Genomic DNA, 20,109 nt, shown 5'->3' with positions numbered 1-20,109 from the left:
GCTTTTTTATGGACAAAATCATGACTCAGAATATCGAACAGCGCACAGTTAATGCTGTTAAACAATACGAAACTGCCAGCGGTACTATTGATAAATTTGCCCATGCTGATGATGTAGTGAATACCCCAGTAGGCGCCCGTAAAACCTTTCCAAAAATCAGTAAAGAATGGGAGGAGAATGCCGCGGCATTAACCAAAGATTGGAAGGAGGAGCGTGATGCGCTGAGTATTAAATCCAAGCCTGTATTACCGTGGACAGCAGGCGAAACTCAGACTGATTTAAACCAGCAGCGCAGATTTACCGATGGACATACTTATTTGCCAAAAACCGCACCCGCTTTAATGGGCGCAGAGCCTGATGATAATTGGATTGCGTACACTGCGGATAAATCGGATGTGCTTAGTGATGTTTTTGGAAGTAAGCCCGTTGATCTGACTGCTGGATTAGTGATTACCCCAAGTAATAATCAATACCCAAAACTATCGGCTTTCAATGCAATTTATGAGCTAGCTGATAACTCTGTTAATTATATAGTTAAAAGTTTTATTCAAAGCGTTGATAACTCTGTTGTAATTACATTGTCTGACAATTCAGTTGTCACAGCATATCCTGTTGCTGCATTAGCTAAAACCCCATACCTCAGATCAATTGGTCAGTTAGATGGATGGGGGGGTTTAGCTCGTGATATTGACGTGACTGACAATTTAATCAATGCCTGCGCTGAAAGTACCTATGTAAAATTTCCTAAAAATGGGATGTTTTATTTGCGAGGTATGAAATTAAAAAGTGGTTTAACTATTGATTTAAATGGCTCAACACTCATTCGTCCTCGTACAGAAACTACACCTGGCATGTTTGAGATAACAGATTTTGTTAGTGATTTTAACTTGATCAATGGGTTTACAAATGACGGTTATCGAGAAAAAGGATTAAAGAAAGAGCCACGACATACAATATACATACATGCCGGTGGGAAATTATCTGACTCAACAATAAAAAATGTGACATTTATTGATTCCCACACGGGGATACATGGCCAGAATGCGTCAGGTTCAAACGAAATATGTGCTGAAAACGTATTAATTACAGGCTGTAAGGCACTGGGTTCAGATAGTAAATCATCATATCCGGCAATCACATCATTTGCATTAGCGTATTTCACGACTTGCGACAAAGTTGTTGTTGATAAGTGCTACGGGAGAAATATTGAGTCACTTGTTTTGTTTGACCAGTCGTATGCAGATGCAAAGATTGTCGGTAAAAACAATGTAATTCAAAACTGCATAGCTGATCATCTGTATGACACCGCGCTTTATTCTTACGGGCGCGGCACAAAAATATTAAATAATACGGTAATTAAAGCGGGTAAAGATGCAATTAAAGTGTTAACAACAAAAGGCTCTGACAGCGGTCTAAATATTATTACGGGGAATATTGTTATCGGCACGGGTGGATACCACAAAAAAGATGGGACGACATGCATCACTATTGGTGGACGTGGTAATATTATAAAAAATAATGTCTGCGATGTGTCAGATATCAGTGATAATGCGGCGGATGGTTGGGCAATTATTGCTATTGACAGTGATAATAGCATCAACGAGAACAAAATTATTATTGCTGATAATTTGAATAAAAAATACAACGGCATCCTAATAAAAAATACATCCGTCACAACGGAGAAAGTTATCTCAAATTTTGGGGTCAACGATAACAGCATTATCGGTAAAAATGCGATTGGAATTGGGATTGTAATGACTGATGGATATCGCGCGTCAGGCTTTACTATTTCTGGCAATACAATAAAAACTGGCAGACTTGGAATTTATATACCGGAATCAAATGCAGTCGCAACCCCTCCGCTAATGTCGCTGATTTCGAGCAATAAATTCCACGGATTGCATGCAGATGCAACACTGGTTGGCGTGTGGGGATATTCATGTTGCGTGTTGTCAAATAACTCATTTACAGGTTTGAGGCGCAGAGATTTGAATTCGTCGTCAGTGTTACTCGGGGATGGCAATATGAGTGATATGGCAATGTCACCATCGCCAGACGGCGATATCCCGCATTTTATTTGTCAAAAAATGGGTACATACGTGGATGATATGCCATCATCAGGCACTTTCTTCAAAGGACAGATTGTATCGAACGGCACAAGTGGAAGACTTTGCACGCAAAGTGGTACATTTGGCACGCTGAATAACACAGTATGCAATGGTCTCGCGAATACAAACATTTTGACGTTAAATGACGTTAGTAATATTTATGCGTCACATGTTCTCGTGATTGATTCTGTTATTTACTCAGTAATTGATGTGAATGTTGATACAAACGTAATTACAGTAAATAAAAATCTATCGATAGATCTCGTTAATATTGTTGTGCATTACAGTGCGCCGATTTTTTCCGAGCAATCACCGTTTTATGCTTAATCTGGTTGAATATCCCTGCTCGTAGTGGTCGAAACTCAGCTATATCAGCATTAAAGTTTTAAAAGATATTTCAACAGCTCACTGTAAGTTACTGATTTGGCACAATTCAACAGCGGTCTCCAAAACCGATGGTTGCGGGTTCGAGTCCTGCCAAGGATGGCGGGTGGCTCAATCAACTGTGTACCAAAGTGTGTCCAAAATGGTTTTAATAATCAGTAAAACCCCTTTACATACAGTTGCTTATTTATTCAATGCTCGTAATCATGGAAGAAGAAAGTATGGGATGTATTACTTTTCATTATGGTCACTTGATTGAAGGTGAAATCGACACAGTTGTGAATAAAACGGCTTGCTTTGCCGCTCAACGCAAGAGATAGCGGCAGAAAATAATTGCAGCACAGGCACTCGAACTGTGATGAAAACTGATGCTAACTATAACATGGCTTTAGGGGCGCGATGCTGATAGCTAACTTGGCTGATGAAAAAAACGACTGACTAGCAGTTGTTTGTGCGCCGGTTGGGAAAGTGCTATTCGTGTGCATCATCAAGATGCTACTCATTTGCGGTATATTTCAGGCTGGGGACTATTGCTAGTTAAGCGTGTACAACCCCTCATCTCTTGATGGTTTCAGTGTTATTATATGCGGCTTTCGAGTATCGATATGGCCGTGCAGTAACAGCTAAACTGGCTATTGCCGGAAATGGTACCTATCCGCTTTAGAGTAGAAAATATATGACTTATCAATGCCCTGTTTGTCAGGGGGCACTGACACTGGATGCGCACAGTTATTGCTGCGCGAAGGGACACCGCTTTGACTGTGCCAAAGAAGGTTATGTTAACTTATTGCCAGTTAATAAGAAAAAATCAAAAGATCCCGGTGATAATAAAGCGATGATATTTGCTCGTCGGGCATTTTTATCGGCAGGGTTCTATCAGCATCTTAGCGAACGCATTAATCAATTGGCGGAGCAGTGGCAACCTGAAGCGAGCACGATTTTAGATCTTGGTTGTGGTGAGGGCTACTATAGCCATCGATTGTTTCAGTCACTGACTGCAGAACCTCGGCAACTGTTTGGGTTGGATATTTCTCGCAGTGCTATCCGCTATGCCGCGAAACGTTATCCAGAACTTAAATTCTGTGTCGCCAGTGCTTATGAAATGCCTTTTGTGAGCAATCGTTTTGACTTGGCATTACGGGTCTACGCACCATCGAAGGAGGCTGAGTTAGCGCGAGTGATGGCTGATAAGGGCATTTTGATTACGGTTTCCCCAGGTCCAACCCACCACTATGCGATTAAAGAATTAATCTATGCTCACCCCCGACTTCACGGCGATAAAGGGCAGGAATTAAGTGGTTTTGTTCGGGTGCATCAGGAGCGGTTATGCTCGGAGTTAGTCTTACCGGCGGGTGAAATGGTAGGGCACTTCCTTGAAATGACGCCTTATGCCTGGAAATTAACTGCTGAGCAGAAAGGGAATTTAGTGGCTAATGGGCTTAAATGTGAGCTGGATTTTTTAATAGAAATTCATCAAAAACATAACCAGATGTAAATGACATTTGTAAATAAGAGTTTAATTAATCAGTGAGTTACCTAGCAAAACTCAAACTAAATTTAATAAAGCTCTCATTAAAAACGGCTATTGGTCAAGGGTCGGAAATTAAAGAAAAAATTCAGCTTGATGCCAATTATCTTTGTTGACTTATGAGCAGAATGGTTTATAGTTTCCTTGGCTTGAAAGTTGGGCTTATCTTTATGTCTTCAATACGATCTGTTTCGTCCTGTTAACATAAGTAAACCGGCATTTTCAGCTCTACCGCCGTTTAGGCTTAAATTTTCTTATGTACAGGATATAATTCATGTCTCAAGTAACTGGTGTTGTTAAGTGGTTCAACTCTGATAAAGGTTTTGGTTTCATCGAGCAGGAAGGCGGTCCAGACGTATTCGTTCACTTCCGTGCTATCAACTCTGATGGTTTCAAAACTCTGGACGAAGGTCAGAAAGTACAGTTTACTGTTACTCAAGGCCAGAAGGGTCCTCAAGCTGAAAACGTAACCATTATCGGTTAATCATCCGCTTGGATTGAAATAAAAGCTGTGGCCGCCGATGGCGCCGCAGCTTTTTTGTTTATGTCATTTTCTCTTTTTTCACATTCTCTATCTTATTTCTCCTGCTTATCGCTCCAATCTCCCTAAACTTTCTGATTGTTAATCTCTAAGTCATGGTTATACTTTTACGGATTTTTCTGTACAGCGTGTATGTTGAGCTGAACTCTCGTTACGTTTACGGCTAAACATCGCGCCATTAGATATAACACTATAGCGACAGTATCAAGGACTCTTATTTCAGCTAGGTATAACTCCCGCTGTAACACTTTTCTCGTTAGCTAAAAAATGGACATCACATTCGTCGTACCAAGCATGATTATGGGGAGAGTGTTTGTCGGCTGTAGTGATGATTGATGTTGTGAGCTCTGTACTTAACCAAATAAGCTAAATAGTTGAGTATTGATGAATGCACCTGACGACACATGTGTATGCTTGATGACGAGCACATATATGGCATGGCAACCGTTTGATTGTGAGCGTTCGGGAGTGAAAGTAGGGCAGGGAAGTGTGAGTGGCTAGTCCCCCCGAAAAATAACCGCAGCCGATAGAAAAGATATTTACTACCCGATACTCGGCTGCGCGACACTGACTAAAGTGAATTTAAGCTCAAAGATGGATGTAATCTGGCATTATTCCAGTAGCTGTTTCAGTTCAGCTAATTGCGCTTTAAGTTCGGCGACATCTTGTTCTAATTGACTGATACGATCGCACATAGTTGTATCATCCGACCTTGGCGTTAACTCCAGGACAGAGCTCGCTGACGATGTTACCGCTTCGGGGGCTGCGCAGAATAATTGGCAATAACGACTTTCACGTTTGCCTACTTCTCGAGGTAGCTGCCGAATAATGGGTTCATCTCGGTTACTCAGCTCTGATAAAACATTTTCCACTTCAGTAATACTGCTAAAGTCATACAAGCGTCCGGCCCGGGTTCGTAATTCACCTGGAGTTTGTGCCCCTCGCAACAGCAATAGGCAGATAACGGCAAATTGGCTTTTACTCAGCTGTAGATCAGAAAACTCGGTATTACAAAATCTGTGTTTGTACTTGACGACCCGACTGCCAAAACCGGATTGTTCGCTGATAAGCCGTTTTTTATTCAGTTCATCCAGTGCTTGTTGTACCTCTATATCACTGAGAGACATCACCGGCTCGCGGCTGGTTTTTTGATTACAGGCTTGGGTAAGCGCATTGAGGGAGAGTGGATACTGCTCTGGCGTAGTGACTTCTTTTTCCATCAGGCAACCGATAACCCGGGCTTCGATGCTGGTTAATTGCATTGTTTTTCTCTTTTGCTGAGGAACATGCAATTGTTATATCACCGGAACTGTGGGCTCACCAGCGATGGCGGCTGATTTGTGACAGAGAGTATATTGATTGGATAGCTTTTGAGCGGGACAGAAAAACGCGGGCAGAAAAACCGGCCCGCGTAAAAATATTATTCGACTAACCGTAAACCATTGTCTTCGATAGTTAACTGGCCCTGCTTATACAGGCCGCCGATACTCTTTTTAAATGCCTTTTTACTCATGCCTAGTTCAGCATAAATGACATCGGCATCGGTTTTATCTGTCAGTGGCAGGAAACCACCGGCTTGGCGTAATTTAGTCAGAATTTGACTGCTGAACTGATCCAGCTCCGCTTTACTACCACGTTGTAATTGCAGATCAATTTTGCCATCACTGCGTACCTGCTTGATGTAGGCTTTCAGCGACTGGCCAAATCTGAGTTTTTTGAACACTTCATTTTGGTAAATAACACCTGTGTGCTTGTGTTCAACAATCGCTTTGTAACCTAAGTCAGTGGTGCCGGCGATAATGATATTAACCTGTTGGCCAACCTTATAACGGGCGGGGGTCTTATCTAAAAACTTATCAATTTTAGCTGAGGCCACAATACGATCATCAGCGCGGTTGGTATGCACGTAGACGAGATAGCTGCGGCCTTCTTCAGCTTGACGGCTTTGCTCGGCAAATGGCAGCAATAGGTCTTTATCCAGTCCCCAGTCTAGGAACGCACCGAAACGGCCGATGGCAACAGCCTTGAGCAGGGCAAATTGACCGACTTGGGCTTTAGGCTTTTGGGTGGTGGCAATCACCATATCTTCAGAGTCGAGATAAAGAAAGACTTCAACCTGATCACCTACCTGACATTCTTTAGGCGCCAGTTTGTTGGGCAGCAATACCTGCCCCAGCTCGTGGGCATTAAGGTAGAAGCCAAAATTAACCTGTTTTACCACGTCCAAGGTGTAGGTTTTACCGATTTGAATCATGAGTTTTCCGCTAGTGTAATCTGTCATGTGACTCTGGAATTATAAAGGAATCACCTCAGTGATGCTCGTGAAGATTTGTACTGGGCGTATTTCGTCAGCATTAGGATGTTCCGGGGGAGGGCGGTTGTTACTTTTTGTATCGCAAGTGCTGGTTTGTCAGGCAAAAAAGGGGTATATCTGTCTGAAATGTCAGCACAGGTTGCCAAAATAGGCTTCGGGTGTTTATTTGGTTAAATGCAGACCTTGCAATCTGAATAACTGCGGGGTTTAATTGCGCCGATTGCAGGTAACTACCTGTGTTAGTAGAAATAAGTCAAATAGCAATTGCGTAAGCAGTTAAGGTTTTTATGATTCACGAGGCGTAAACCGTGTCACCGCCCTCAAGCGATGATACGGACATTTGAGGAATACACCACCCATGCATGACCGGATTTATCCCGCACGCTGTTGCCATACCCCAGCATATCCTTTTTTACCTGCGTTATGCTTGTCGTTCCATCCTGAACGCAAACACCTGACGTTGGTTCGCATAAATTCCTGCCGCGAAGCGGCTGCCGCCAGTCCCAACTGATCCTACTGTTTGATTGTCTCGCCTGAAATGGTTTGCTCTGTTTCGGGGGATTAGTCTTGGGTTTTTGATGTACCAAATGGAATAGATTATGGAAAAGCAAACGCTTTATTACGAAACACTGCACCAAGGATATGGTCAGTATTTTGCCATGGACCGGGTATTGTTTGAGCAAAAAACTGCGCAATGGCATTTAACTATTTTTGATAATGCCCGTTTTGGCCGAGTGATGGCTCTTGATGGTGTCATTCAGACCACCGAGCGGGATGAATTTATTTATCATGAAATGTTAACCCATGTGCCGGTATTGGCCCATGGCGCAGTGAAAAGTGTGTTGATTATCGGCGGTGGTGATGGTGGCATGTTGCGTGAGGTGGTTAAGCATCGCCAAATAGAGAGGATTGTCATGGTTGAGATTGATGCCGCCGTGGTTGAGATGTGCAAAACATGGTTACCGAATCACTCACAAGGGGCGTTTGATGATCCCCGACTTGAATTGGTGATTGATGATGGTATGGCGTTTGTTGACCATTGTCAGGAAAGGTTCGATGTGATTATTTCTGACTGTACTGACCCAGTGGGACCGGGTGAAGTGCTGTTTACCTCAGCGTTTTATGCTGGCTGTAAACGTTGCCTTAATGATGGTGGCATTTTCGTTGCCCAAAATGGGGTAGGGTTTATGCAGGAGGACGAGCTGCAAAATACGCTGCGCCGGATGAGCAGTTACGTTAAAGAATGTACTTTTTATCAAGCTGCTGTACCGACCTACATTGGCGGCAATATGGCATTTGCTTGGGCGACGGATAATTTGGCTGCCCGGCAATTGCGTTTATCTGAGCTGAATGACAGATATGTTGCTAGCGGCATTAACACCCGTTACTACACGCCCAAAGTCCATCTGGCCAGTTTTGCGCTGCCAGCATTTATCGAAACGGCTTTATCTGCAGCGCTATCCGTTAGCGGTATTGAGGAGGGCGCACAAGATGCCTAACTGGTCGATGGATGATGTGCAAGCAAATTACAATGTGGCTCACTGGAGTCAGGGGTTTTATGGCGTATCTCCGGCTGGGGATGTGTTTGTGGCGCCGGATCCTGCGCGGCCGCAGTATCAGTTAGCCTTGCATGAACTAACCCGAGATTTGGTGGCACAAGGGGTATCTTTGCCGGTCCTACTGCGATTTCCACAAATTTTGCATCACAGGGTTAACAGTTTATGTCAGGCCTTTAACCAAGCGATTGAAAAATATGATTACCAACAGGATTACCTGTTGGTCTACCCCATTAAAGTAAATCAGCAGCGCACTGTGGTTGAGGAGTTATTGGCATCTCAGCAATCCAAAGCGATCCCGCAATTGGGGTTAGAGGCGGGCAGTAAGCCGGAATTGATGGCGGTGCTGGCGATGGCACAGCAAGCCAGCTCTGTGATTGTGTGTAACGGATATAAAGACAGTGAATATATCCGTCTAGCCCTGATTGGTGAAAAATTGGGTCACCAAGTTTATATCGTACTGGAAAAACTGTCAGAGCTGAAACTGGTATTAAAAGAAGCGGCTGCATTAGGGGTGACGCCCCGGCTAGGACTTCGGGCCCGGTTAGCCTTTCAGGGACGCGGAAAGTGGCAGGCCAGTGGTGGAGAGAAATCCAAGTTCGGTTTGTCAGCAGCCCAGGTGCTACAGGTGGTTGATGCCCTACGGCAAGAGAATATGTTGCCATCCTTGCAATTGTTGCATTTTCATTTGGGGTCACAGATCGCCAATATTCGCGATATTCGCCAGGGCGTCAGTGAAGCGGCGCGCTTTTACTGTGAGCTGCGTAAGTTGGGCGCTTGTGTCAGTAATTTTGATGTGGGTGGCGGCTTAGCGGTGGATTATGACGGAACCCGCAGTCAATCTGCCAATTCGATGAATTATGGCCTGAATGAATATGCCAATAACATTGTCAGTGTGTTGGCCGCGTTGTGTCAGGAATACGGCCAACCTATGCCGCGGATTATCTCTGAATCCGGGCGCTTTTTAACCGCACATCATGCGGTGTTAATTTCAGATGTCATTGGTACCGAAGCCTACCGCTCAGAAGACATTTGTCCGCCATCTGTGGATGCCCCTCAACTGCTGCACAATATGTGGCAGTCTTGGCAGGATTTAAAAGGTCGACTGGACTCACGGGCGCAGATAGAAATTTACCATGATGTACAACAGGATTTAGCCGAAGCGCATTCGCTGTTTGCGATGGGGCAGTTATCGTTAGCCGACCGAGCTTGGGCTGAACAGACTAATTTGCGGGTATGTGCAGAGCTGCAAGGGCTGATGAAGAGTAAAAACCGCTATCACAGACCCATTATTGATGAGTTAAATGAAAAACTGGCGGATAAGTTTTTTGTCAATTTCTCACTGTTTCAGTCTCTGCCTGATGCATGGGGGATCGACCAGGTTTTCCCTGTGCTTCCTTTAACTGGATTAGATAAGCGGCCAGCTCGGCGGGCGGTGATGCTGGATATTACCTGTGATTCTGATGGTGCTATTGATCAGTATGTGGATGGGCAGGGTATTGAGACCACATTACCGGTACCGGCTTGGTCGCCGGACAGCCCTTATCTGCTCGGTTTTTTCTTAGTGGGGGCCTATCAGGAAATTCTGGGGGATATGCATAATTTGTTTGGGGATACCCATTCAGTGGTGGTGCGCCTCAATACTGATGGCAAGGCTGAAATAGATTCAGTACTGGCCGGAGATACCGTCGAAGATGTATTGCGATATGTCAATTTAGATGCAGCGGTATTTATGCAGACTTATGAGGAGTTGGTACAACGGTTTATTGCCGAGCCGGAGCGGGCACAGATCTTGGCTGAATTGCAGGCAGGACTGAAGGGATACACCTATCTGGAAGATATTGCCCAGTTTTGATCGGACTTGGCATTCGGGCTGTCTCGGCAGCCCTTATAAGGAAGACAATCATGTTTTTTGAAGGCTCAGAGAAAAAAATAGAAGTCACCGTGATTGCGCAGGCCCCCTCACTGCGCAGCTTGGGTAAAACATTTTGGCAGGAGATTGTCGCTTGTGCCAATGCTGAAATTCTCTCCGTGATCAGCAATGCAGATTGCGATGCTTACCTGCTCAGTGAATCGAGTCTGTTTGTCTGGGAACGACGGTTTTTGATGCTGACCTGCGGAACGACGACGTTGGCCGATGCCGCATTGGCCTTTATTGATAAGGTTGGTGAGTCTGCGGTGGAGTTTGCTTGTTATCAACGTAAAAATGAATATCTGTCCCATTTGCAGTCAAGCAGCTTTGATGAAGATTTGTTTAGATTGCGAGAAAAAATCACTGGAAACGCCTATCGTATAGGACATCTGGATTCACATCATCACTATGTGTTTTGTACTGACAAACCCTGTTATGGGGTACTGGAAGATACTACCAGTGAATTGTTGATGTATCATATCCGGGGAGAGGCTGCAGATTACTTGCGTAGCACAGGGCAGAGCGCGCAAGGCGTAAGACAGCTGTTACGTCTGGAAGATGGATTTCCCGGTTTTGAGTTTGATGACTTTCTGTTTGAGCCATTTGGTTACTCTGTCAACGGTATCAAAGGGGACAGGTACATTACCATCCATATTACCCCGCAGGAAACCAGCTCATACGTTAGCTTCGAAACTAATTTGGATTTGACCCTTTACCCGCAACCAGTATTTGCTAATTTGCTGCAAATACTCGACCCGGGCAGTTGGGATGTGATTGGCTTTAATGCCGGGCGTGATACTAAGGGGTATCCGCCGCATCTGTGTCTGGGAAGCTGCTCGCTGTCTTCGGAGCAGGGTTATAATATTGAATTCAGCCACTATCAGCAAATGTGCCACGAAGTGCTGATCCCAGAAAAACTGTAAGTTTGATGGCTAAATGCCATCGTTTGGAGTGACTATGACCACGATTGCAGACAAAGCAGACTATTCGCTATATTCCAATGCGTTTGGCTATCTACGCCAGCCATTGAATTTCAAACCGCTTGAAAGCGATGCTGACGTTGTTGTAATTGGTTTACCTTTTGATATGGCCACAACGGGCCGCAGTGGTGGCCGTATGGGGCCAGGGGCTATTCGTAATGCCTCTGTAAACTTAGCTTGGGAAGAAAAACGTTGGCCTTGGCCATTCCGTCTTGGCGATAACATCAAAGTTGTTGATGCGGGTGATCTGGTATACAACTGTGGCGATTCAGCCGACTTCACCCAGCGGGTGGAAGATTTTGCTACTGCTGTTGTGAAGTCTGGTAAGACATTGCTCAGTTTTGGTGGCGATCATTTTGTTACACTGCCTTTGTTACGCGCCCACCAGAAAGTACATGGCAAAATGGCGCTGCTGCATTTCGATGCTCACACTGATACCTACAGCCAGGGCAGTAAATATGACCACGGCACTATGTTCTATCATGCTCCAATTGAAGGGCTGGTGGATCCTGATCATTCTGTTCAGGTGGGTATTCGTACTGAATATGAGCCTCAGGGCCATGGTTATCAGGTGATTGATGCTGCCCATGCTAATGATTTGACTGCTGAGCAGATTGTGGATCAAATCCGTGCCCGCGTGGGTGACATGCCTTTATATGTGACCTTTGATATTGACTGCTTGGACCCGGCATTTGCCCCAGGCACTGGCACCCCAGTAATGGGCGGTCTAACAAGTGATAAGGCACTGAAAATCATTCGTGGGCTGAAAGGCATGAATATTATCGGTATGGATGTGGTAGAAGTTGCTCCAGCCTATGACAATTCAGAAATCACGGCATTAGCCGCGGCTACATTGGGGTTGGAAATGCTTCATGTATGGGCTGACAGTCAGGGTAAAATTACCAAGTAATTGCATTTTCTTGTGATAAAAAGCCAGTGTATTTTACACTGGCTTTTTTGTTATAAAATACCGGCTAAAAAGGATGATAGCTGATGACAGATCTGACCCAAATCAGACGTGAATATCTGCAAGGTGGCTTACGGCGTACCGATTTAACTGCTGAGCCAATGGCATTGTTTGAGCAGTGGTTCGCGCAGGCGGTGGCTGCAAAGTTACAAGACCCGACGGCAATGACGGTGGCAACTGTGGATGCTGATGGGCAACCTTGGCAACGGATAGTGTTGTTGAAACAGTATGATGCGCAAGGGCTGGTGTTTTTTACCAACTTGGGTAGTCGCAAGGCACAACATTTACAGCACAACAGTCAAATTAGCCTACATTTTCCCTGGCATATGTTAGAGCGCCAAGTGGCATTTACCGGGCGAGTCACACCTTTGTCTGCAACTGAGGTGGTTAAATATTTCCTCTCCCGCCCTAAGGAAAGTCAGTTAGCCGCTTGGGCCTCAAAACAATCCAGCCGGCTTTCCGCTCGGCAAGTATTAGAAAGTAAATTTGCAGAACTTAAACATAAATTTGCAGATAAAACGGTACCCTTACCCAGTTTTTGGGGAGGATACCGGGTTAAAGTCAATACGGCCGAATTTTGGCAAGGCGGCGAACATAGATTGCACGACAGATTTATATATCAGCGCCAAGACGATAGCGATGATTGGCATATCAGCCGTTTAGCTCCCTGAGCCATGAGGTGCGTTGAGTTATAATCAGTTATTTCTTGACTAAATTTGTCTGCTGACGGTTTGGTTTCAACCTGGGGGGTTATTTGCCGCTGTGACTGCCTTTTTCTGATAAATCAGTGTATCCTTGCGGGCTTTTCTCGGGGATAAGTCTCTGGGAGCACGGCGTTTATTAAGATAGGTTTTGAAAGGCGTCAGTGCCGTTATGTATAACGTTATGGTTGCGCAGTAGCTAGGGTTATATCGCAATCACAATCAATCATCTGAGTGAACAATTATCATGGCAAGTATCTGGGTTGATGGGGATGCCTGTCCTAATCCCATAAAAGCAATTTTATTTAAGGCTGCCGAACGGCACAGGGTTAAATTGACGCTGGTGGCTAATCATGCCTTATCTGTACCGCCTAGTCGTTATATCGCTACGGTAAGAGTGAGCAGTGGTTTTGATGTGGCTGATCACTATTTGGTGGCGCAGCTTGAAGCTAATGATTTGCTCATCAGTGCCGATATCCCTCTAGCTGCAGAAGCAATTGCAAAAGGAGGTTGCGTTGTGACCCCAAGAGGGGAAGCGCTGACCGCCGCTAATATTGGGGAAAGACTTAATATGCGGGATTTTTTTGATACTTTGCGCAGCTCAGGTATTCAAAGTGGTGGCCCCGCTGCATTATCCAATCAAGATAAACATGCTTTTGCGAGACAACTTGATATCTGGCTAAGTGTACACGCAAAAAGTGCCTAATTATTGTCGCTTTAACCGCGACTTTAATTGGTGTCTGAAGTTTTCAGCGGCAGGACGTTGCAGTGTAATGTGAGTAGACGGATTTTCGGCTAATGGACAAGCGGAATATCCCGTTTCATTAAACAATAATGGGTGAGTGATGGTTACCAATACCGAAGGTTATAACCAGTTATTAATGTATTTATCAGACAATCTGTCACTGTTTGAGACTGCTGATACTGCTATGGGCAGTGGTCCACAGGTATTGGCGTATTTTGAGCAGCAATTATCGGCTCAGGTGATGCAAGTTTGTGCCCAGCATAATAGATTAACGCCAACACAGCGTAATGAAGTGATTGCTGAATTGGATTGTATTGCTGCTGACTTAGAAGAAATCATGGCGGCTGCGGGCAGTCGAACTTTGTTGCCAGAGCAGCAAGAATTTATCACGGAATATGCCGGTTTAATCAAAAATTTGTTTGATAGTGCGCTCACGGCTGTCGAGCCTCCACTTGCAGTCTTCAATTAGTATTCTTCAATTGGTAATACAATGCGGTTCAGTTTACATCTGAGATGATCTTCTCTGTGTAGTTTTTTCAGCGCTAGCGACGATAGGACAGTCTTGCAATGAACTGGCATAATATTGCAATCATGATGACAGGAGAGATGGCATATGTTGGTATTGCTGCCGGGGTTTGAACATGACACTGTTGCTATTCAAGCCAGTGGCGTTATTAGTGCTTCGGATTATGAGTCTGTGCTCATTCCAGCAGTTGAGGCTGCATTGCTCGATCATGCCAGTATTCGTCTCTGGTATGAATTTTCTCCAGCCTATCGGAGTATGACAGCATCCTGCCTGTGGGATGAAGCCGTATTAAGTTTTTTCCATTTGCAGGATTTTTCTCAGATAGTGGTGTTGACAGACGATCCATTGTTACACAATATGACCGCCGCCTTGGCGGCTATGTTGCCCTGTCCTACAGGGGTGTTTAATTTGTCGCAACGGCAGGAAGCCCTTAATTGGCTGGCAGAGCCCAGCCTAGTTTAATCCTATCTGTTACGGTCTTACCGCTAACACCGAGGAACATCAATGTTACGTGCAGTTGTATTTTTAATGTCGCTGATTTCACTCTCTGCTTTTGCTTATACCAAACCCGTACTTGGGCCAACAGAACCCTTTACGCTTGGGGATGGCGCGTTAGCATTTGAAGCGCGGATTGATACCGGAGCATCATACAGTTCGCTGCATGCATTTGATATGCAGGTTATTGGTGGGGAAGCTGCGGATAAACGCGATAATATTGGCAAAATGTTGGCTTTTTCAACAGAAAATGAGCAGGGTGAGCGGGAGCAGCTAAAAGCAAAAATTGTTGCAGTTTCAACCATTAAAAATGCTCAGGGCGTTGAAAAACGCTATATGGTCAAATTACCCTTGACCTTTGATGGTGATCGTCGAGTGGTTAAAGTCAATCTACGAGACCGTGACCATATGGATTACAAATTACTCATTGGTCGGAATTGGCTTAAAGGTCGTTACCTTGTCAATGTGCAGACGCTTCCAGTGATTGGTGCCAAAGCCCACATTCATATCAATGAATCCGGGTTAACATATAAAGCGCGTATCGACACCGGTGCTGTGGAAAGCTCTTTGCATGCTTACAATCTGCATATCGAAAATGTTGACCATAAGAATATGCACAATAATGTCGGCAAAATGATTACCTTTACTACGGCTAATGAAGCCGGAGAAACTGCGACAGTGACGACTCAGATTGTTAATACTTCGCTTATCCGTAATGCTCAGGGCAGTGAGATCCGTTATATGGTTGCTTTGACGATGGGAGAGCCGGGTAAGGAATACAAGGTACGGGTAAACTTGAAAAATCGCAGTAAAATGCACCAGAAGTTATTAATTGGTAGAAATTGGCTGGCGGGGCATTATTTGGTTGATGTCCATCACTAAGTCTTAAATGACTCACAAAGGGGAGCGTTAAGCTCCCCTTTGTTGTATCTGGTTATGCAGAAATGAGCGTTGATTGTATGTCGATTGATAAATCGTCTTTATTAATCACTAATTGGAATTGTAAATAGTGATTTGCCCAATGACACAAACTCTGCCATTGGGGCTTATCCGTATCAACATTATGCCTCAACCCTGTTAATACTAAAGCCGACTTAGCATGGTGCATTGTCAAAGTAATGGGCAATATTTGCTCACTGCTTGCTTGGCTTACAGCTTGAATATTTGAGGGTGTCTTATCACCGTTAATTTGGCTATTTATATGCTTACCGTTAGTTTCCTGATGCTGCTCGGCGATAACTGCACCCAGTTGGAAAAGCAATTGCAGTAAAGCCCAAGATTGCTGGGGGAAAAAAGCGTTATGCTGAAGTGAACGCTTGGATGGTGAATCTGCGATGGCCTTTACCTGCCAAGAGATTGCTATTTGTCTTCGGGATGAGATGGCATTGAGCAGGCTGAGCATATCTTGTTGACTGAATGATGCGCCATTAGCCGGATCCAATATCCGTGTCAGGTGCCTGATTGTCTCTGTATCTTTGTGCTTATTGTTGGTCTTAGTGATGTTATCCATAGTGACACCTGCCGTGATGACCGAGTCAGAACTGGCTAAGGTGTGATTCTGCAATTGCAGCAGATAGTGCAATATACTTTGGAGAAGTTGCCGTTGCACCTGATTGGAAAAATCGATGACCTTTTGATTTACGTGTTGCCCCGGTTGTCCATTATGTTGTTTCAGTGTAAATTTTACCGCTTCTAGTTGTGCTGAAATGTTATCCAGTGAATGGCTCAGTACGGCGTTTTCGTCGCTTTGCTGCTGCAATTGTTGTTTAAGCTGTTCAACTTCCCGATTCTGGTGGGCGATATCAAATGCTATTGCACCTATGCCTAAGATCTGATCTTGGCTATTGCGAATAACGAATTTAGTTATTCTCAGTGCTCTACTGCCCTGATGGCCGTGAAATATTGTATTGAAGCTGATAGTGCTGTCACTGCGGAGTGTTCGTAAATCGCGTTCGCGATATTTTTCTGCCTGCTCTGGTGGAAATAATTGCGTATCGTCCATACCGATAATGCGTTGGCGTTCACGTCCTAATAATTGGCAAAACTTCTCGTTAACTAAGAGATATTTCCCCTGTGGGTCTTTGATAAAAATCAGATTGTCCGATGATTCGATTAACGCTGTGAGTTGATCCCGATATTGGCTTAATGATAGTTGTGCATCCGCCTGAACGGCTAGTTGTTGTTCTAATGCGAGATTTGTCGCATCTAAACTGGCCATGGTTGTCTCCAGTTGCCGATTACGGGAGATAAAGGCCCGTGCAAGGGTTGCGAGTTCATCGTGGCGTTCGCTGGCTAGAATTTCAATTTGCTCTGGCTGATTATGTTGTAGGGCCATGACCATTGTACTGAGTGGTTTAATGAGAAAACGGTGCAGAATGTAGAAGAGTAGGGCTAATGCCAATAATTGGATGACAACGAGATAGGCTCCAATCTTGCCCACTAAAGATTTCACACCAGCGCCAAATGTTGAGTAGGGCGTTGCAACAATGACTTTCCAGTAAGTATCTGGCATCAAAAAAACAGATACCATGGATTGCTCATGGAGTATCGGATCATTGGCTAAATTGATATTTGCCAATGGATAGGGGGCGGATGGCCAACCTGTAGCGAGGTGACTGAGCGTTGCTCTGGTGAGTTGTGCTTCGTTTGCCGGAAGGGGAGCTAAAATCGGCGCGATCTGTTCATGCTGATATCTGTCCTGCTGTGCGGCGAGTTCAATGAGGGTTTGATTACTCTGCTGCAAGGCTGATGTGAGCGGGGAGAAGTCGGGTATTTCATGGCTTAAATGGCGTATGTTCATCAAGGTTAATGTGCCACCAAGTCTGCGCTCTAACGCTGTCGGGGCTGATAATAGCTGCCCGAATTGATCGACTACCATGATGTAGCCCCGTTGTTTTTCATTGCCACTGTGAATAAATGAATTTAACTGCTTGAGACTGATATCAACGGTAGCGGAACCAATGTAACGGTGTTGCAGCCACAGCGGCGCCGAGGCGGTGATCATGGACTCATGGGTGAAAGGGTCGCGATAGGATTTGGACCAAAGCACTTTCCCTCTGGGGAGGAGTCGTGCTGGCCGATACCAGTATTGGTCGCGGTAAGCTGGCGCATCACTTTGGTTGTAATCGTCCAATTGTTGTAATGTGCCCTGTGGCGTTCTGGCCCAGAACAGGCTGTCTTTATTTTTTCCGTGGTGAAAAACATCGGGTTCTGGCCAGAGTCCACCACCAGAAATTAACGATTTTTGACTTTCGAGATCCAGCATGATGGGAATAATACGCTGAAGCTGCTCGGACTGGTGGCTATTTGCCTCGCCTAGACTGGCAATGGAGATGACTAGGGCGGAGATTTGTGCTGTCACTTCATGAAGTCGGGTAACGATCAATTGTCCATAGTTACGATTCAGCGTTTCCTGCTGCTCTCTGGCTTGTTGTTGCTGTAAATCCAACATGACCCAGAGAGTACTGATGATCAGAATACTGGCAATGACCAGCTGTGTGGCGCTAATCGTTGCCGGTAACCCACGTAGTTGAGATATCAGCGTACTTCCTTCCGATGTCCTTATCACAGCAACGCCTCTTTTTATCATTATCGCGACTATTGTAACCTGTTTATGGGTGATTGTTATCCTATTAAGGTGGTAACTTAAAATGATTAACTTATTGTATTAATATGTTATTTGTTTTTTGATCTCAGGATTTTAAGCCGTGTGGTTGGGTTGATGCCTAGCGATTGATTATGCCAATAAGGCACGGTCAATGTGCAGTGACTTTGGTTTAGTGATGTCGATGTCAAAAGCGTGTTTTGTTTGTTTTTGCTGCAGTGGATTTTCTTTCAATATAGGGATTTTTATTTTCCAGCTAAACAGAGTCTTAGTTTGACGGTATTTTTGTGATGATAAGCACATTACTGTCTAATGTTGTTTTTTTGTGGTTTTTCGACGCCATCTGCATTTTTTGTATTAAATTGGTTTTTATTTGCGTGATTTTGGTAGTTTTTATGTCGATTCATGTGGTGTGTCAGCAAGATTATTTACCGAAATATGAATGAATTGCTGAAAAAAAAGGCGATGGGTGTCAACCACTTCTAACTTGACCATGAATTAATCAAAAAAATGCCTTTACTCCATGAATTTTAATGGCAAAAAGCCATAATTAACCCTAGTCAAAAGAGGGCGTGTCGCGTAAACTTTTACTCTTTTTATCTGGAGGAGAGACCCGCTGCAGCCCTTACCCTTAAAGGGGTAGAGGCGAATAGGATAGCAGTTGGGTGAAATGGAACAACCATATATTAGACATACACCGAAACCTTTTGATTAAAGCCTGACTTTCATCAAATGGTTAAGTAGTGGAAGAGAAGATGCAGCAGTTAACTGAGATCGTAGAACAAGCCTTGGCAGCGATCGACCAGACCAGCGACCTCAAAGCGCTGGATGAAATCCGCGTCGATTACCTAGGAAAGAAAGGTAAAATTACCGACATGATGAAACTGATGGCCACCCTGAGCCCGGCAGAAAAGCCGGCGTTTGGCCAGAAAGTGAATCTGGCAAAACAGCAGGTGCAGCAGTGTTTGAGCCAACGCATTGAAGGCCTCAAAGCGGCAGAGCTGGAAGCCAAATTGGTTGCGGAAAAAATTGATGTGACTCTGCCAGGCCGAACAATTGGCAATGGCGGTCTACATCCTGTGACCCGAACCATTGAACGGATTGAAACTTTCTTTGGTGAATTGGGATTCACTGTAAAGCAAGGGCCGGAAATTGAAGATGATTTCCACAACTTTGATGCATTAAATATCCCTGAGCATCATCCAGCCCGTGCGGATCATGATACTTTTTATTTTAACCCTAAACTGATGCTGCGCACTCAAACATCGGGTGTGCAAATTCGCACCATGGAGAAAGAACAGCCCCCGCTGCGCATTATTTCTCCAGGTCGGGTATATCGTAATGACTACGATATGACCCACACCCCAATGTTCCATCAGGTAGAAGGTCTGCTGGTGGACGAGCATGTGAATTTTGCTGAATTGAAAGGCATTTTGCATGATTTCCTGCGTAACTTCTTTGAAGAAGATCTGCAGGTGCGTTTCCGTCCTTCCTATTTCCCATTTACAGAGCCTTCTGCCGAAGTGGATGTGATGGGCAAAAATGGCAAGTGGCTGGAAGTGCTGGGTTGCGGCATGGTACACCCAAATGTGCTGCGCAGTGTTGGTATTGATCCTGAGAAATACTCCGGTTTTGCTTTTGGTATGGGCGTTGAGCGTCTCACCATGTTGCGCTACGGCGTTAATGATTTGCGGGCATTTTTTGAAAATGACTTGCGTTTCCTAAAGCAATTTAAATAACGGAGCCAA

16 protein-coding genes are annotated in these 20,109 nt (G+C 44.7%); 13 read left to right on the top strand and 3 right to left on the bottom strand.

Annotated features, from left to right (window positions below; genetic code table 11):
* Nucleotides 1-8 precede the first annotated feature (8 nt).
* From NFHSH190041_RS10270 to NFHSH190041_RS10260, 3 genes are all read left to right on the top strand, one after another.
* Nucleotides 9-2,435: a hypothetical protein gene (locus NFHSH190041_RS10270; RefSeq protein WP_261921769.1), complete on the top strand. Its 2,427-nt coding sequence runs from the start codon at nt 9-11 to the stop codon at nt 2,433-2,435.
* 733 nt (nt 2,436-3,168) lie between these two features.
* Nucleotides 3,169-3,987, top strand: coding sequence for a 23S rRNA (guanine(745)-N(1))-methyltransferase (gene rlmA, locus NFHSH190041_RS10265; RefSeq protein WP_261921768.1), 819 nt, complete (start codon nt 3,169-3,171; stop codon nt 3,985-3,987).
* Nucleotides 3,988-4,294: 307 nt separating this feature from the next.
* Nucleotides 4,295-4,504 carry a cold-shock protein gene (locus NFHSH190041_RS10260; RefSeq protein ID WP_261921767.1) on the top strand — a complete coding sequence of 70 codons (210 nt, stop codon included), beginning with the start codon at nt 4,295-4,297 and terminating at the stop codon, nt 4,502-4,504.
* A gap of 668 nt (nt 4,505-5,172) precedes the next feature.
* Here the strand turns inward: NFHSH190041_RS10260 and NFHSH190041_RS10255 are convergent.
* Entirely contained in the window at nt 5,173-5,823 is a 651-nt protein-coding gene (locus tag NFHSH190041_RS10255; protein WP_261921766.1) for a YceH family protein, read from the bottom strand.
* A 158-nt stretch (nt 5,824-5,981) separates the two neighbouring features.
* Nucleotides 5,982-6,815: a S1 RNA-binding domain-containing protein gene (locus NFHSH190041_RS10250; protein ID WP_261921765.1), complete on the bottom strand. Its 834-nt coding sequence runs from the start codon at nt 6,813-6,815 to the stop codon at nt 5,982-5,984.
* 659 nt (nt 6,816-7,474) lie between these two features.
* On the opposite strand from NFHSH190041_RS10250, the gene speE reads away from it, so the two are divergent.
* From speE to NFHSH190041_RS10205, 9 genes are all read left to right on the top strand, one after another.
* Nucleotides 7,475-8,374: a polyamine aminopropyltransferase gene (gene speE / locus NFHSH190041_RS10245; RefSeq protein ID WP_261921764.1), complete on the top strand. Its 900-nt coding sequence runs from the start codon at nt 7,475-7,477 to the stop codon at nt 8,372-8,374.
* A complete protein-coding gene (speA, locus tag NFHSH190041_RS10240) occupies nt 8,367-10,286 on the top strand; it encodes a biosynthetic arginine decarboxylase (protein ID WP_261921763.1) in 1,920 nt (639 codons plus the stop codon). Before speE ends, speA begins: the two co-directional genes overlap by 8 nt.
* A gap of 50 nt (nt 10,287-10,336) precedes the next feature.
* Entirely contained in the window at nt 10,337-11,266 is a 930-nt protein-coding gene (locus NFHSH190041_RS10235) for an S-adenosylmethionine decarboxylase proenzyme (protein ID WP_261921762.1), read from the top strand.
* A gap of 34 nt (nt 11,267-11,300) precedes the next feature.
* Nucleotides 11,301-12,233: an agmatinase gene (gene speB / locus NFHSH190041_RS10230; RefSeq protein ID WP_261921761.1), complete on the top strand. Its 933-nt coding sequence runs from the start codon at nt 11,301-11,303 to the stop codon at nt 12,231-12,233.
* Between the two features lie 83 nt (nt 12,234-12,316).
* Nucleotides 12,317-12,961, top strand: coding sequence for a pyridoxamine 5'-phosphate oxidase (pdxH, locus tag NFHSH190041_RS10225; RefSeq protein WP_261921760.1), 645 nt, complete (start codon nt 12,317-12,319; stop codon nt 12,959-12,961).
* Nucleotides 12,962-13,238: 277 nt separating this feature from the next.
* Nucleotides 13,239-13,697 carry a YaiI/YqxD family protein gene (locus tag NFHSH190041_RS10220; RefSeq protein ID WP_261921759.1) on the top strand — a complete coding sequence of 153 codons (459 nt, stop codon included), beginning with the start codon at nt 13,239-13,241 and terminating at the stop codon, nt 13,695-13,697.
* Nucleotides 13,698-13,836: 139 nt separating this feature from the next.
* On the top strand, nt 13,837-14,205 hold the full coding sequence (locus NFHSH190041_RS10215) for a DUF3802 family protein (protein ID WP_261921758.1): 369 nt from the start codon (nt 13,837-13,839) through the stop codon (nt 14,203-14,205).
* Nucleotides 14,206-14,349: 144 nt separating this feature from the next.
* The gene (locus NFHSH190041_RS10210; RefSeq protein ID WP_261921757.1) at nt 14,350-14,724 is read left to right on the top strand and encodes an STAS/SEC14 domain-containing protein; all 375 of its coding nucleotides are present in this window, start codon (nt 14,350-14,352) and stop codon (nt 14,722-14,724) included.
* A gap of 42 nt (nt 14,725-14,766) precedes the next feature.
* Nucleotides 14,767-15,639, top strand: coding sequence for a RimK/LysX family protein (locus tag NFHSH190041_RS10205; protein WP_261921756.1), 873 nt, complete (start codon nt 14,767-14,769; stop codon nt 15,637-15,639).
* 52 nt (nt 15,640-15,691) lie between these two features.
* Here the strand turns inward: NFHSH190041_RS10205 and NFHSH190041_RS10200 are convergent, their stop codons facing one another.
* On the bottom strand, nt 15,692-18,325 hold the full coding sequence (locus NFHSH190041_RS10200) for a PAS domain S-box protein (RefSeq protein WP_261921755.1): 2,634 nt from the start codon (nt 18,323-18,325) through the stop codon (nt 15,692-15,694).
* A 791-nt stretch (nt 18,326-19,116) separates the two neighbouring features.
* Between NFHSH190041_RS10200 and pheS the strand changes: the two genes are divergently transcribed.
* Nucleotides 19,117-20,100, top strand: a complete 984-nt coding sequence (gene pheS / locus NFHSH190041_RS10195) for a phenylalanine--tRNA ligase subunit alpha (RefSeq protein WP_261921754.1) — start codon at nt 19,117-19,119, stop codon at nt 20,098-20,100.
* Nucleotides 20,101-20,109: the final 9 nt, after the last annotated feature.

This window comes from Shewanella sp. NFH-SH190041 (assembly GCF_024363255.1).
In the GTDB taxonomy this organism is placed as follows: Bacteria; Pseudomonadota; Gammaproteobacteria; order Enterobacterales; family Shewanellaceae; genus Shewanella.
This window is presented reverse-complemented; position numbering and strand designations above follow the sequence as displayed.